Source organism: Halopiger aswanensis (assembly GCF_003610195.1).
In the GTDB taxonomy this organism is placed as follows: Archaea; Halobacteriota; Halobacteria; order Halobacteriales; family Natrialbaceae; genus Halopiger; species Halopiger aswanensis.
This window is the reverse complement of record NZ_RAPO01000003.1, coordinates 142,572-156,353: the sequence shown is the minus strand read 5'-3', so window position 1 is coordinate 156,353 and position 13,782 is coordinate 142,572. Positions and strand designations below refer to the sequence as shown.

General features: G+C 65.3%; 13 protein-coding genes. 7 read left to right on the top strand and 6 right to left on the bottom strand.

All coding sequences use genetic code 11. The features are described 5' to 3' along the window. The first annotated feature begins 99 nt into the window (after positions 1-99). Positions 100-1,617: an aldehyde dehydrogenase family protein gene (locus tag ATJ93_RS14740; RefSeq protein ID WP_120245422.1), complete on the top strand. Its 1,518-nt coding sequence runs from the start codon at positions 100-102 to the stop codon at positions 1,615-1,617. 72 nt (positions 1,618-1,689) lie between these two features. Here the strand turns inward: ATJ93_RS14740 and ATJ93_RS14735 are convergent, their stop codons facing one another. Continuing rightward, positions 1,690-2,340: a 4-vinyl reductase gene (locus ATJ93_RS14735; RefSeq protein ID WP_120245421.1), complete on the bottom strand. Its 651-nt coding sequence runs from the start codon at positions 2,338-2,340 to the stop codon at positions 1,690-1,692. A gap of 311 nt (positions 2,341-2,651) precedes the next feature. Between ATJ93_RS14735 and ATJ93_RS14730 the strand changes: the two genes are divergently transcribed. Next, positions 2,652-3,080 carry a 30S ribosomal protein S12 gene (locus ATJ93_RS14730; protein ID WP_006671958.1) on the top strand — a complete coding sequence of 143 codons (429 nt, stop codon included), beginning with the start codon at positions 2,652-2,654 and terminating at the stop codon, positions 3,078-3,080. A 2-nt stretch (positions 3,081-3,082) separates the two neighbouring features. After that, positions 3,083-3,691, top strand: a complete 609-nt coding sequence (locus ATJ93_RS14725) for a 30S ribosomal protein S7 (protein ID WP_120245420.1) — start codon at positions 3,083-3,085, stop codon at positions 3,689-3,691. 162 nt (positions 3,692-3,853) lie between these two features. Here the strand turns inward: ATJ93_RS14725 and ATJ93_RS14720 are convergent, their stop codons facing one another. After that, positions 3,854-4,618 (bottom strand): DUF5781 family protein, encoded by a 765-nt coding sequence (locus ATJ93_RS14720; protein ID WP_120245419.1) that lies wholly within the window; start codon positions 4,616-4,618, stop codon positions 3,854-3,856. Positions 4,619-4,842: 224 nt separating this feature from the next. Between ATJ93_RS14720 and ATJ93_RS14715 the strand changes: the two genes are divergently transcribed. Continuing rightward, positions 4,843-7,029 (top strand): elongation factor EF-2, encoded by a 2,187-nt coding sequence (locus ATJ93_RS14715; RefSeq protein WP_120245418.1) that lies wholly within the window; start codon positions 4,843-4,845, stop codon positions 7,027-7,029. 482 nt (positions 7,030-7,511) lie between these two features. Here the strand turns inward: ATJ93_RS14715 and serS are convergent, their stop codons facing one another. Then, positions 7,512-8,891: a serine--tRNA ligase gene (serS, locus tag ATJ93_RS14710; protein WP_120245417.1), complete on the bottom strand. Its 1,380-nt coding sequence runs from the start codon at positions 8,889-8,891 to the stop codon at positions 7,512-7,514. A gap of 365 nt (positions 8,892-9,256) precedes the next feature. Here serS and ATJ93_RS14705 point away from each other — a divergent pair, with 365 nt between their 5' ends. Together ATJ93_RS14705 and ATJ93_RS14700 are read left to right on the top strand one after the other, a co-directional pair. Beyond that, entirely contained in the window at positions 9,257-9,706 is a 450-nt protein-coding gene (locus ATJ93_RS14705; protein WP_120245416.1) for a hypothetical protein, read from the top strand. Positions 9,707-9,867: 161 nt separating this feature from the next. Further along, the gene (locus tag ATJ93_RS14700) at positions 9,868-11,076 is read left to right on the top strand and encodes a potassium channel family protein (protein WP_120245415.1); all 1,209 of its coding nucleotides are present in this window, start codon (positions 9,868-9,870) and stop codon (positions 11,074-11,076) included. Between the two features lie 40 nt (positions 11,077-11,116). On the opposite strand, the gene ATJ93_RS14695 is transcribed toward ATJ93_RS14700, so the two are convergent. The 3 genes from ATJ93_RS14695 to ATJ93_RS14685 form a co-directional block, all read right to left on the bottom strand. Next, positions 11,117-11,350: a hypothetical protein gene (locus tag ATJ93_RS14695; RefSeq protein ID WP_120245414.1), complete on the bottom strand. Its 234-nt coding sequence runs from the start codon at positions 11,348-11,350 to the stop codon at positions 11,117-11,119. A gap of 351 nt (positions 11,351-11,701) precedes the next feature. Beyond that, a complete protein-coding gene (locus tag ATJ93_RS14690) occupies positions 11,702-12,094 on the bottom strand; it encodes a fluoride efflux transporter FluC (RefSeq protein ID WP_120245413.1) in 393 nt (130 codons plus the stop codon). Further along, entirely contained in the window at positions 12,091-12,534 is a 444-nt protein-coding gene (locus ATJ93_RS14685) for a fluoride efflux transporter FluC (protein WP_120245412.1), read from the bottom strand. Before ATJ93_RS14685 ends, ATJ93_RS14690 begins: the two co-directional genes overlap by 4 nt. Before the next feature lie 291 nt (positions 12,535-12,825). Between ATJ93_RS14685 and ATJ93_RS14680 the strand changes: the two genes are divergently transcribed. Then, positions 12,826-13,743 carry a cation diffusion facilitator family transporter gene (locus tag ATJ93_RS14680; RefSeq protein WP_120245411.1) on the top strand — a complete coding sequence of 306 codons (918 nt, stop codon included), beginning with the start codon at positions 12,826-12,828 and terminating at the stop codon, positions 13,741-13,743. The last annotated feature ends 39 nt before the right edge of the window (positions 13,744-13,782 follow it).

Below are 13,782 nucleotides of genomic sequence, written 5' to 3'. Positions count from 1 at the left end.
GAGCGCGCCGTCGATCCGCTCGGTCGAGTCCGGGAGATCGTTATCAGACCTGATTTTCGTCACCAAACCAATAAGCGCGGACGGCCAGTACGGGGCCGTATGACGGATACGATCGACGTGACTGTTGGACCGCGAGACGTGGACGTGGACGCGCTCGACATCGCGCCGGAACGCGGGTGGAACGCCCTGTACCTCGACGGGGAGTGGGTCCCCGGCGGGGACCGAGACTCGATCGAGGTCGAGGACCCCGCGACGCGGACGACCCTGACGAGGGTGCCCTCGGGAACCGAGGCCGACGTCGACGAGGCGTACGCGATCGCGGACGACGCCCAGACGGCCTGGGCGAAGCGGCCTCCCCAGGAGCGGGCCGCGATCGTGACCGAGGCCTGCGAACTGCTCGGCGAGTACGCCGACGACCTCGAGACGCTGTTCGCGCTCGAGTGCGGCGGCGTGCAACTGAAAGCCGGCTTCGAGACGCAACTCGCGCAGGGGACGATGGAGGTCGGCGCCGGGCTGGCGATGCGCGACGGCGGCCGTCGCAAGGACTCGGTCACGCCCGGCAAGGAGAACCTGCTCGTGCGCGAACCGGCCGGCGTCGTCGGCGTGATCACGCCGTGGAACTTCCCGCTGTACCTCTCGAGTCGCGTCGTCGCGCCCGCCATCGCGCTGGGCAACAGCGTCGTCTTGAAGCCAGACGAACATACTCCGCTGACGGGCGGGCTCGTGCTCGCGAAGGTCTTCGAGGAAGCCGGGCTGCCCGAGGGCGTGCTGAACGTCGTCCCCGGTTACGGCCACGAGATCGGCGACCACTTCTCGGGACACGAGGTGCCGTCGGTGATGTCCTTTACCGGCTCCTCCGAAGTCGGCCGCGGCGTCGGCCAGCGCGCCGTCGGCTCGTACACGGAACCCGCGCTCGAACTCGGCGGGAACAACGCCCACATCGTGCTCGAGGACGCCGACCTGGAGCGCGCGATCGACGCCGGCGCGTTCGGCTCGTTCACCCACCAGGGTCAGGAGTGCATCTCGATCAACCGCCACCTGGTCCACGAATCGCTGTACGACGAGTACGTGGCGGGGCTGGCCGACCGCGCCGAGCAGCTCCCCATCGGCGACCCGCTCGCGGAGGGGGCGCTCGTCGGCCCGGTCATCAACGAGAGTCAGCGCGACAAGATCGTCGGGTTCGTCGAGGAGTCGATCGACCGCGGCGCGACGGTCGAAGCCGGCGGGGGTCACGACGGCCTGTTCGTCGAGCCCACGGTGCTCTCGGGCGTGACCAACGACATGCCGGCGGCGTGTAACGAGCACTTCGGGCCGGTCGCGCCGGTCATCCCCTTCGAGACCGACGACGAAGCGGTTCGGCTCGCCAACGACACCGAGTACGGCCTGTCGGGATCGGTGCACTCGACGGACGTGGCTCGAGCGCGCGACGTGGCCGACGCGATGGAGACGGGGATGGTTCACATCAACGATCAGCCGCTGAACGACGAACCGCACGTCGCCTTCGGCGGCGTCGGCGCGTCGGGGATGGGACGGTACAACGACGAGTGGATCTTAGAGACCTTGACGACGGTGAAGTGGATTTCGGTCCAGCGCGAGCCCCGCGAGTACCCGTACTGACGGACGCGACGGCTCCGCGTCGTCCGAACTGTTCGAGTCGTTCGATAGGCCGTAACGAACGGACCGCTCCGATCAGATCCAGTCGACGCGATACTCGCAGCGGGCGTCGCCGTCCGAGCGACAGTGGTCGCCGACCTCCTCGACCTTGACGGGATTGTCGGCGAACTTCCTGGCGACGCCCTTGATGAGGCCCTTATCGAACTCGCAGGGGTAGGGGTTCTCGCAGACCATCCGCCCCTCGTTCGGCCCCTCCTGGTGGAACTCGTACGAGCCGAGGTCGCCGCCGCGGTGGTTCTGGTGGTACGCTCGATCGATCGCATGCAACGCGTCGTCGACCTCGGACAGCTCCGGGGGAAACTTGACGTGCTCGGGGACGTTCTGGCCCATATTCCGCATTCTGACGCCGCCGTACTCGTCGCGCATATCGTACAGCATGGCCAGCGGAATCTCTAGCGGGTACCACTCCTCGGGATCGATGTCCTCGAGCCCGTATTTCGCGAGCTTGTTCGAGACCTCTTTCCCCACGAACGACGAGATGGAGTCACCCGCGGCGACGTACGACTGGGGGCTTCGACCGATTACTTCCGATCCCTCGAGCGATCCCTCGAACCCGGTTCGATCGTCGACCGCCGGCGGTTCGTCCGATTCGGCCCCTTCGTCCGCGAGCCCGAGGAGCCGTCCGAGCCACGAGGTAGTGACAAGTACCGTATTAATCGTCGCCATGACGGGTACAGAATGCAACTCATTTAACTAAAACGGCTAGTTAATTATACGATCTGATACCGCCGATTCGAACCGCCGTTTCGCGGTCGGACGGCGAGGTGAGAGCGCTCGAGGACGGAGACGGATCGGAATCGGCACTTGTCACTGGCGCAGAAGGACGGAGGGAAAACCGTAGCGGACCGCCCGAGAGCTGTTATCCGGAGCCGAAACGCGCTCAGATTCCTTCGTCGACCCCGATCGAGCGCTCTCGAGGCGTAACGCCGATTCGAAACGGGCCGTTTAAGTGCCTTCGTCGGATAGCGACGGGTACTATGGCAAACGGCAAGTACGCCGCGCGCAAGCTCAAGAAGGACCGCCAGGAGCAGCGGTGGTCCGACTCGGACTACGCGCGCCGCGCCCGTGGACTTCGCGAGAAGTCCGACCCCCTCGAGGGAGCGCCCCAGGGTCGAGGCATCGTTCTGGAGAAGGTCGGCATCGAGGCCAAGCAGCCCAACTCGGCGATCCGAAAGTGCGTTCGAGTGCAGCTGATCAAGAACGGGAAGCAGGTCACCGCGTTCTGCCCCGGTGACGGCGCCATCTCGTTCATCGACGAACACGACGAAGTCACCATCGCCGGGATCGGTGGCGCAAAGGGTCGCGCGATGGGTGACCTCTCCGGTGTCAACTACAAGGTTGACAAGGTCAACGGCGTCGCACTGAAGGAACTCGTTCGCGGTAACGCGGAGAAACCGGTGCGCTAACCATGGCTGTCGAAGACCAACCCGATCCGGACGCCCCTGCGGGCGGCGCAGACGTGTCGGCGAAGCTGTTCGGTGAGTGGGAACTCGGCGAAATCGAGTACGCCGACCCCTCGACCGAGCGCTACATCACGGTGACCCCGGTCGCACACACCGCCGGTCGCCACGCCAGCAAGCAGTTCAAGAAGTCCCAGATCTCCATCGTCGAGCGGTTCATCAACCGTCTCATGCAGACCGAGGAGAACACGGGCAAGAAGCAGAAGACGCTCAACTACGTCCGCGAGGCGTTCGACATCATCCACGAGCGCACCGAGGAGAACCCGATTCAGGTGCTGGTCACCGCCGTCGAGAACGCGGCTCCGCGCGAGGAGACCGTCCGCCTGAAGTACGGCGGCATCTCGGTCCCGAAGGCCGTCGACGTCGCCCCCCAGCGACGCGTCGACCAGGCCCTGAAGTTCCTCGCCGAAGGCGTCTACAACGACTCGTTCAAGACGGCGACGCCCGTCGAGGAGGCCATCGCCAGCCAGCTCATCGGCGCGGCCAACTACGACGTCCAGACCTACGCGGTCAGCCAGAAGGAAGAGAAAGAGCGCGTCGCGGCGGCTGCACGCTAACCGCCCTATAGCGGTTCTCTATTCGTTTCTCGGCATCGATTTCGTTCGCAGTGGCGACGCCGGCGTCGATTTCGTCTTCTGTTGGTGTGCGAGGCGGCAGGTCACTCGAGAAAACGGAACTCGAGTCCGTATCCGTTCTGTCCCCGTCCCGTCCGGCGTCGCTTAGTCGGCAGCCATTCCGCCGTTACCGCCGCCGTCGACGTACGACCGCGTCGCGTCGACGAGCACCTGCCGGTAGGAACTCGAGTCGGGTTCGCGGGCGAGTTCCCGGAAGCGGCGCTTGAACCCCTCGAAGTCGACCTCGGGAGCGTCGAGCGCGGCCGCGTGCGCGAGGTCGTACAGCCGGTGGTCGTCGTCGATGAGGCCGTGGCGCTCGCCGAGCGCGAGCGCGAAGGCCGCGTTGACCGCCGTGATCTCGGGATCCGCGCTGGCGGACAGTCGTTGGAGTCCCGGCCGAAGCGGCGTGTCGGGCCGGTCCGCGACGGCGGCGGCCAGGCTCGACTCGAGGTACGAGAGGAGTTTCTCGCCGGGGCCGACGGCGAGCGTGATGTCGTCGGCGTAGATGTCTTTCATGTGGTTGGCGATCTGATAGCAGTGCGAGAGCTTGCGCCGTTCGACGCTCTTGCCGGCCAGCGCGAGGTAGAGCACTTCCTCGGTGGACTGGGTGTGGGAGGGGTGGTCCTCCTCGTGGCGAGCCATGTGGGCGAACTCGTGGAGGGCGAGTTCGCGCGCCATCGCGCTCGAGGCGGCCTGCCGGGAGATGTTCAGGACGTGGCGATCGTCGTAGTGGCCGGCCCAGGTCCGCTCGTCGGGATCGTCGCGGAGTCGGACGTGGACCGGGAGGGTGAGGTCGTGTTCCGTCTCGAAGAGGTCGCGGGCACTGAGAAAGGGTGCGGTCGGACCGGATCCCTGTACTCGTATATCCATGCGTACCGATACCAAGGGCTGTTGCTGTATGTCTCTTACGCCCGGTCTCGCTGACGGCGACCGACCGTGCCTCGGGGGCAGAGGGCCCCTCGCGGCCGGGCAATCGTTGCGTGGTATTCACTCACGCAAACTGGATATTCACGCCGGCCGGCCGGGAAACGCGGCGGATTCCGGCGCCGACGAAACACTACCCTTTTGACCCCGCTGGCGGTAATGGGGGGTATATGGGCCGACGCAAGAAGATCGTCCAAGAGTGTGAACGGCTGATGGACGAACCGGAGAACATCCGGAACATCGCCATCGCCGCTCACGTCGACCACGGAAAAACGACCCTTTCGGACAACCTGCTGGCTGGTGCCGGCATGATCTCCGACGAGACCGCCGGCGAGCAGCTGGCGATGGACACGGAGGAGGACGAGCAGGAACGTGGGATTACCATCGACGCAGCAAACGTGTCGATGACCCACGAGTACGAGGGCGAGAACCACCTCATCAACCTCATCGACACGCCGGGCCACGTCGACTTCGGTGGCGACGTGACCCGTGCGATGCGCGCCGTCGACGGTGCGCTGGTCGTCGTCGACGCCGTCGAGGGCGCGATGCCCCAGACCGAGACCGTCCTCCGACAGGCGCTGCGCGAGGGCGTCAAGCCGACCCTGTTCATCAACAAGGTCGACCGCCTGATCTCCGAGCTGCAGGAAGGACCCGAGGAGATGCAGGAGCGACTCCTGTCGGTCATCCGCGACGTCAACGAGCTCATCCGCGGCATGACCGAGGACATGGACGACATCGACGACTGGACCGTCTCCGTCGAGGACGGTACCGTCGGCTTCGGTTCCGCACTGTACAAGTGGGGCGTCTCGATGCCGTCGATGCAGCGCACCGGCATGGACTTCGCCGAGATCATGGAACTCGAGCGCAACGACGAGCGCCAGAAACTCCACGAGAAGACGCCGCTGTCGGACGTCGTGCTCGACATGGTCTGTGAGCACTTCCCGAACCCGGTCGACGCACAGCCCCGCCGTATCCCGCGCATCTGGCGCGGCGACGACGAGACCGAACTCGCGGAGGGCATGCGCCTGGTCGACGAGGACGGCGAGGTCGTCTTCATGGTCACCGACATCTCGATGGACCCCCACGCGGGCGAAATCGCGTCGGGCCGCGTTTTCTCGGGCACCCTCGAGAAAGGTCAGGAGCTGTACGTCTCCGGGACCGCGGGCAAGAACCGCGTCCAGTCCGTCGGGATCTTCATGGGCGGTGAACGCGAGGAAGTCGACGAGGTACCGGCGGGGAACATCGCCGCCCTCACCGGCCTCAAGGACGCCATCGCCGGCTCGACCGTCTCGAGCGTCGAGATGACGCCGTTCGAGTCGATCGAGCACATCTCGGAGCCGGTCATTACGAAGTCCGTCGAGGCCCAGAACATGGACGACCTGCCGAAGCTGATCGAGACGCTGCGCCAGGTCTCCAAGGAGGACCCGACGATCCAGATCAACATCAACGAGGACACCGGCGAGCACCTGATCTCCGGGCAGGGTGAGCTTCACCTCGAGGTCATCACCCAGCGTATCGAGAAGAACCAGGGCATTCCGGTCAACACCGGTGAACCGATCGTCGTCTACCGCGAGCAGCCCCAGGAGGCAAGCGCGGAAGTCGAGGGTATCTCGCCGAACCGCCACAACCGTTTCTACATCTCCATCGAACCGATGAACGACGAACTCGTCGAGACGATCCAGCTCGGCGAGGCGTCGATGGACATGCCCGAGCAGGAACGCCGCGAGGCCCTGCAGGAGGCCGGCATGGACAAGGACACGTCCCAGAACGTCGAGACGATCCACGGGACGAACATCCTCATCGACGACACGAAGGGTATCCAGCACCTGAACGAGACGATGGAACTGGTCGTCGAAGGGCTCGAGGAGGCCCTGGACAACGGTCCGCTCGCGAACGAGCCGGTCCAGGGGACCCTCATCCGCCTGCACGACGCCCGCCTCCACGAGGACACCATCCACCGCGGTCCGGCCCAGGTCATCCCTGCGGTCCGCGAAGCGGTCCACAACGCCCTGATCGACGGCAAGATCAAGATGCTCGAGCCGATGCAGGACGTCCGCATCGACGTGCCCAACGACCACATGGGCGCCGCCTCGGGTGAGATTCAGGGCCGTCGTGGCCGCGTCGACGACATGTACCAGGAGGGTGACCTCATGGTCGTCGAGGGTATCGCGCCCGTCGGCGAGATGATCGGCTTCGCGTCGGACATCCGCTCCGCGACCGAAGGTCGTGCGTCCTGGAACACCGAAAACGCCGGCTTCGAGGTCATGTCCGACTCGCTCCAGCGCGAGAAGATCATGGAGATCCGCGAACGCAAGGGCATGAAGCTCGAACTGCCCGAACACATCGACTACATCTAAGCGGCGTCGCGACTCGCCGTTCGCGGTTTCGGTTTTCGCGTTTCGATTTTTGCCCCGCTCGAGCGTCTCACTGCGTAGCCCGTCGTCCGTCCGTTGCTGCGTTGTAGCGCCACACGACACTACCGAGGACTCGAGAACAGATCCAGACCCGCGGCTCTCGTCGGTTTCCCTGGCGAAAATGGCTGGTGAATCAGGCCAGCCATCGACGATACGTTCACGCGTACGGCAAGCCCCTGGCGACTGGCTTGCAAGTCAACTTATTACACTGTGATTAATAAGTCCATTCGACAGACGAAAGAAAGTACACATAGCGTGTATTTCTCCCCGGAGAGACGGTCGTATTCGGAGTACGGTAATGAATTTCAAACGGTAGTCGAAAGCTGAATTTCAGCGATACGTAACACGGATCGAGGCGCCCGAATCGGGACGAACGAACCAGGTGTCGAGCGATCGGGATCGCGGCGGTACTCGTATCGTCCTCGCTACTCGCGCTCGCCGGCGCCGAGCGCGGCCTCGCCGACCTTCTCGTGGCCCTCGATGAGCTCCTGGCCGCCCATGTACGGTCGGAGCGGTTCGGGGATCGTGACGGTCCCGTCCTCGTTCTGGTAGTACTCGAGGATAGCGACCATCACGCGCGGGATGGCGAGTCCCGACGCGTTCAGGGTGTGGAGGTACTCGGCCGACTCGTGGCGCTCGGGCCGGTAGCGCAGGCCCGAGCGGCGCGCCTGGAAGTCCTCGAAGTTCGAGGCGGTTGAGACCTCGAGCCAGCGGCCGCCCTGTTCGGGCCCGTCTTCCATGTCGTCGGCGGGCGCCCACACCTCGAGGTCGATCTGCTTCGTGGCCTTGAATCCGAGGTCGCCGGTGCAGAGTTCGAGCACGCGATAGGGAAGCTCCAGCCGTCGCAGGACCTCTTCGGCTTCCCGGAGCAGTTCCTCGAGGCGGTCGTAGCTGTTCTCGGGTTCGACGAAGTTGACCAGTTCGACCTTGTTGAACTGGTGGACGCGGACGATACCCCGGGTTTCGGTGCCGTGTTCGCCGGCTTCGCGGCGGAAGTTGGGCGTGTACGCCTGGTGTTTCAGCGGGAGGTCGTCCTGCAGGAGGATGTCGTTGGCGTACATGTTGGTGACCGGCACTTCGGCGGTCGGACAGAGCCAGAGATCCTCCTCGTCGTACTCCTCCTCGTTGCTGCCGCCGAGGCGGTAGGCGTCGTCGGCGAACTTCGGCAGTTGGCCGGTGCCGCGCATCGACGCGCTTTTGATCGGGATCGGCGGGAAGATATCGACGTAGCCCTGTTCGCGGTGGACGTCCAGCATGAACTGGATCAGGGCGTGCTCGAGACGTGCGCCGTCACCCTTGAGGAAGTAGAAGCCGGAGCCGGTGACCTTGGCGGCGCGCTCCTCGTCGATGATGTCCATCTCCTCGCCGAGTTCGTAGTGGGGCGTGACGTCCTCGGGGACGTCGCGCAGGTCGTCGAAGCCCCAGCGCCGATCCTCGACGTTGTGGCGCTCGTCGACCCCCAGCGGCACGCTCTCGTGGGGGACGTTGGGGATCTCGAGCATGCGCTGGTTGAGCTCCTCCCGGATCTCGTCGGCCTCGCTCTCGACGTCCTCGATCTCGGCCTTGAGTTCTCGCGACTCCTGGATGGCCGCCTCGCGCTCTTCCTCCTTGTTCTCGGCGACTAACTTGCCGATCTTCGAGGTGATCTCGTTTCGCTCGTGGCGCAGCTCGTCGCCGCGGGCCTTCAGTTCTCGCCACCGTTCGTCGAGCTCGAGGATCTCGTCGAGGTCGACGTCGGCGCCCCGGTTGTCGAGGGCCTCGCGCACCTCGTCGGGATTCTCGCGTAGGTAGGTCCGGTCGAGCATTGGTATTGCTCGTGGGTTCAGTGCGGCCGTCCAAAACCGTGTCGGAAGGTTTCGATCCGAGAGTCGTACTCCACACGGCCGATCGTGCGCGCTACGCACCAGCGGACCGCCTTCCGTAATTGGAGTATCGAACAGAGCACGACTACTACCGTCGGCTTCAGACGCGCAGTTTCGCATTGCGTGTTGTTGACACAATAGCTGCGAGCCGCTCTCTTTATGTCATACGTATTTGTATTTAAAAAGTATATTTATATCCCATTTGTGACAACACCCGGGTATGAGACGACGCCGCTCGAGGACGCGTCCCGTCTCGATCTCGGGTGAGCGTCGCGGTCGCGAGTCGCGCCGCCTCGAGGTGAGACGGCGTGAGTAACGACGAGGAGGTGTGGCTCCGATACGGGACGACGGCGACGCCGGTCGACGAGCCGGACCGGACGTTCGGGTACGTCAACTCGTCGGAGCGGCGATTCGGAACGTTTCCCACCGAGTTCATCTCGGTCGTCGACGTCGGGCTCTACGAGGAGGAGGGAAAGATCCTCCTCTCCGCGGTCGAGGATCGGCTGTACCGGCGGTTCGCGAACGGATTCGAGGAGACCGAGTTCGCCGACCTCCTCGACGTTCTCCGCGAACGAACGCTGCTTACCGAACCGGAGATGCGCGTCTTCGTGTTGTACGGCTGGTTCGACATGGACGCCGAGCGGGCTGCCGAACCGCTCGGCTGTTCGGCGGCCGATGTCGAGGCCTACGTCGAGGCGATTCGCGACAAGCGAAACCGGGCCGAGGCAACCGCGGCGATTCCGTTCGTTCGGGAGTAGAGGGCTATCGAACCTCGCCTGCGCTGACCGGACGGGTGCCGATCCTCGCTGGGACAATCGGTTGCACGGTTCGTCTCGGGGCGGAGAACGTCGCCACGCGAGCCGTCGGGTGGATTTCCCGGCGGGAAACGCTTTTTTCGGTGGGGAGGCTGGTTCGACGTATGGACCCGCTCGAGGGCGAGACGTCGTCGGCACCGATCGAGTACGAGCCGGTCAACGTCAAGGACGTGCTCGTCGAGATGAAGGACACGGCGGAGCTGCTGATCGATCTCTCCTACTCCGCGGTACTCCACTCGAGCGAGGACATCGCGACGGAGGTGCTTCGTCTAGAGGAGCGGATGGACGTCCTCGAGATGCGCGCGCGGATGGGGTTGATGATGGCGACGCGGAGCCCCGACGACGCCGAGAAGCTCGCGCCCGTCATCGGTATCGTCACCGCGGCCGACGACATCAGCGACGCGGCCGGCGACATTGCGAAGGTCGTCCTCGAGGATATCGGGCTCCCGGAGGCGATGCGGGCGGCCCTGCCCGAGGCCGTCGAAACGCTCGTCCGCGGCGTCGTCGATCCCGACTCGGTCTACGTGGATCGGACGCTCGCGGATATCGACCTCGAGTCGGAGACGGGCGTGCGCGTGATCGCCCTGCGTCGCGGTGACGAGTGGCTGCTGAATCCCGGTCCCGAGACCGCCATCCGGGCGAACGACGTCGCGCTCTTGCGGGGCCCCGAGGTCGCGATCGGCGACGTCTGCGAGACGATGACCGGCGCCGCCTACGAGCGCCCGTCGGCGGACGTCCCCGACATCCCGGACTTAGAGCGGGCCGTCGACACGATCGTCCACATGAAGAACCTCTCGGAGCTGGCGGTCGATCTGGCCTACAGCGCCGTCCTCTTCGACAGCGAGGCGCTGGCCGAGGAGGTTCGCAACCTCGAGGTCGAGGTCGACGCCTTAGAGTCGCGCTTCGAGGCGTGGACGCTGCGGGCGGCCGCGGACGCCTCCGATCCGGTCGCGCTCCGAGGGCTGATTCACCTCGGCAGCGCCACGGAGGTCATCAGCGACGCGGCGATCGATATCAGCGAGGGCGTGCTGCGCGATATCGACGTTCACCCGGTCGTCCAGATGGCGGTCGAGGAGAGCGACGAGATCATCGTGCGCGTCGCGGTCGACGAAGGGAGCGACCTCGACGGGACCGAGATCGCCGCCGGCGTTCCGGACACCGAGTCGACGATGTCGATCATCGCGATCCGCCGTCCCGAGGACGGCTGGCTGCTCGTCGGCGACGCCGACGCCGAGATTCAGGGCGGCGACGTGCTGATCTCGAAGGGGACCCGGACGGCGGCAGCGGCGTTCGAGGAGTTGGCGACGGCGTAGGACGGCGAGGTCGGTCAAAAACGAGCGGGTCACCGGCGCGTTATTCGGCGTACTCGAGGAGCACGAACACGAGTTCCGCGTAGACGATCGTGCCGATCCCGATCACGGCGAGTGCGAGGACGACCGGCACGAGCGTGCGGAAGCGCTCGCGCAAACTGCCACGGAACCGCTGCGTGAGGTGTCGTTGGTTCCGCGTTTCAGTGCCGATTCCGAGGGTTCGGAGGACTTTGAGCAGCGTTATCGCCGTCGTCATCGCAATCGTCAGCGTCGTCATCGGGCTGCCCTCCGTTCGCGCGTCGCAGTCGTGTCGACGAACGGTCGGGGTTGCTGGGGGGTCGTCGTTGGTGTGGGGGTGGGGGCGTCGACTGCCATACCGTCGAGGGCCACATCCCGACACTTGAAGTTCAGTCAGACGCTCGACCGACGCGGCGCTGACGCCGCCTCGAGTCGCCTCGAGACGCTTTGAAACGCCGAAATATATTCTGTTCGCGTGCCGGATCACAGGCCGAGTACGACCGTCGAGATGCCGGTGAAGATGAGCATTCCGATTCCCAATCTTAAACGCACCGGGACGGCGTGCTCGCCGCGATCCTCGCGGTTTCGGCGGCCGCGGCGGCACCACGTCTCACAGCGGGGTGCCGGCGACGACTATCCGCGCGAGGCCGATTCCCGCCAGCGAGAGGACGAGATTCCCAGCGGCGTTGGCAACTGCGAGCCACCGCTCGCCGCGTTCGTAGAGCTGGACCGTTTCGACGGAAAATGACGAAAACGTCGTAAACGAGCCGCAGATCCCGGTCCCGAGCAATCGGAGCGCAGAGTCACCGGCGCCGGCGAAGATCGCCAGCGCGAAGACGAAGCTCCCGAGGACGTTCACTACGAGCGTCGGCCACGGGAACCGTTCGCTCGAGAGCCGCAGCGACACTTGATGGCGGAGGACGGCGCCGATCGCGCCGCCGGTGCCGACGACGTGGGCCGGCTCGAGGTCGATCGCGATTGCCGGGACGAGCGCTTCGATCACGCCGTCTCACCTTCCTCGGAGTCGACCGCCGCTTCGGTATCCTCGGTGAAGTGCCGGACCAGCGCGCGGCTCGCCAGCACGCCCGCGAACCCGAGCCCGTAGTTGGCGACGACGATCGCGGCGAGCAACAGCGGCTCGGCGGGCCCCGCCTCGAGCGCGGTTTGGATCGCGAACGTGCTGTAGGTCGTCAGCGAGGAGAGAAAGCCGGTCGTGAAGACGAGCCGCGTGCGGCGCTCGAGGAGGTCGAGAGACTGCGCCTCGTAGGCGAACAGGCCGAGGAGAAAACTCCCCGCAGCGTTGACGACTATCACGGCGGGAATCGCGGGGAGTACGCCGTCGACGAAGTACCGGAGGTTCGAGCCGGCGAAGCCACCGACGGCGATCAGTGCGAGCGTCTCGAGTCGGACGAGGGGATGTGACTGTGTGCGGTCGGCTACCATGATCGGTGGACTGGCAGGGACCGTCAGCCGGCTGCGGTCGTGATCGCAGTCGCAGTCACGGGTACGCGGTCGCGAGCACCGTTGTGCAGCCGACGGTTGGATCGGGCGGGCCCCATCGCCCGGATTTCGACGCGAGCGCTGCTTCGACGAACGATTCGCCGTCAGCTTTCGACGGCGGCTACATGAGAATTCTGGAACTGCCGCGGCAGTGACCGAACTGCACGTCGTGAACGATTGCCAGGGCTCGCGGGCACCGGAAGACCCAAGTTTAGACTGTCTCTAAAACGAGTTATGACCGGCGACGCGACCGGCGATGCGACCGATGACAGGCGGGCGTTCGTCCGCGCGTCGGGGGTGAACGTCCTCGGCAACGCGGTGAAGATCCTCTTCGAGGGGGTCGTGGGGCTGACCTTCGGGAGCGTCGCCCTGCTCGCGGACGCGGCCCACTCGGTCGCGGATCTGGTCGCGAGCGTCGTCGTCCTGGTCTGGGGGCGGAGTTCGTTCGAGGAACCCGACGCGACCCACCCGCACGGTCACGCCCGGATCGAGCCGCTGACGGCGCTGTTCGTCGGCGCCGTCATTGCACTGCTCGGGCTGAATCTGCTCTACGACTCCGCGCAGGGGATCCTCCACGGCGTCGAGGTCGAGTTCAACTTCCTGCTGCTCGCTGCGCTCGGCTTTTCGATCGTCGACATGTACCTCGTCTACCGCTACACGGAACTGGTCAACCAACGGCTCGAGTCGACCTCGCTGGCCGCCCTCGCGACGGACTGTCTGAACGATATCTACACCTCCTTTGCGGCCGTCGTCGGCGTCTGCGGGGTCCTGTTCGGGGTCCCACTGCTCGATCCGATCGCCGGCGGCCTCGTCAGCCTGCTGGTCATCTACCAGGGAATCGAGATCGGGCGCGAGAACGTCGACTACCTCATCGGCGCCGCGGCCAGCCCGGCACAGCGCGCGGAGATCACCGAGGCGCTGCGGAGCCACCCCGACGTCGAGGGCGTCCACGACCTGACGGTCTTCTACGACGGGGTCGTCCTCGAGGTCGAGGTTCACGTCGAGGTCGACGGCGACATGCCGTTTCGGGAGGCCCACGATATCGAGTCGGAGCTAGTCGACCGACTGCGATCGATCGACGACGTCGGCGACGCGCACGTCCACCTCGATCCGTCGGGGATCGGCGAGTGGAAGGAGCAGTCCGACGACTGAAGTCGCGGGCTTGCCTGCTGTTAACATGATTTTTATCCC

Coding starts and splice junctions, on each gene's coding strand:
- ATJ93_RS14740 (WP_120245422.1), top strand. CDS start 100: ATGACGGATACGATCGACGTGACTGTTGGACCGCGAGACGTGGACGTG.
- ATJ93_RS14735 (WP_120245421.1), bottom strand. CDS start 2,340: ATGGCGACGATTAATACGGTACTTGTCACTACCTCGTGGCTCGGACGG.
- ATJ93_RS14730 (WP_006671958.1), top strand. CDS start 2,652: ATGGCAAACGGCAAGTACGCCGCGCGCAAGCTCAAGAAGGACCGCCAG.
- ATJ93_RS14725 (WP_120245420.1), top strand. CDS start 3,083: ATGGCTGTCGAAGACCAACCCGATCCGGACGCCCCTGCGGGCGGCGCA.
- ATJ93_RS14720 (WP_120245419.1), bottom strand. CDS start 4,618: ATGGATATACGAGTACAGGGATCCGGTCCGACCGCACCCTTTCTCAGT.
- ATJ93_RS14715 (WP_120245418.1), top strand. CDS start 4,843: ATGGGCCGACGCAAGAAGATCGTCCAAGAGTGTGAACGGCTGATGGAC.
- serS (WP_120245417.1), bottom strand. CDS start 8,891: ATGCTCGACCGGACCTACCTACGCGAGAATCCCGACGAGGTGCGCGAG.
- ATJ93_RS14700 (WP_120245415.1), top strand. CDS start 9,868: ATGGACCCGCTCGAGGGCGAGACGTCGTCGGCACCGATCGAGTACGAG.
- ATJ93_RS14695 (WP_120245414.1), bottom strand. CDS start 11,350: ATGACGACGCTGACGATTGCGATGACGACGGCGATAACGCTGCTCAAA.
- ATJ93_RS14685 (WP_120245412.1), bottom strand. CDS start 12,534: ATGGTAGCCGACCGCACACAGTCACATCCCCTCGTCCGACTCGAGACG.
- ATJ93_RS14680 (WP_120245411.1), top strand. CDS start 12,826: ATGACCGGCGACGCGACCGGCGATGCGACCGATGACAGGCGGGCGTTC.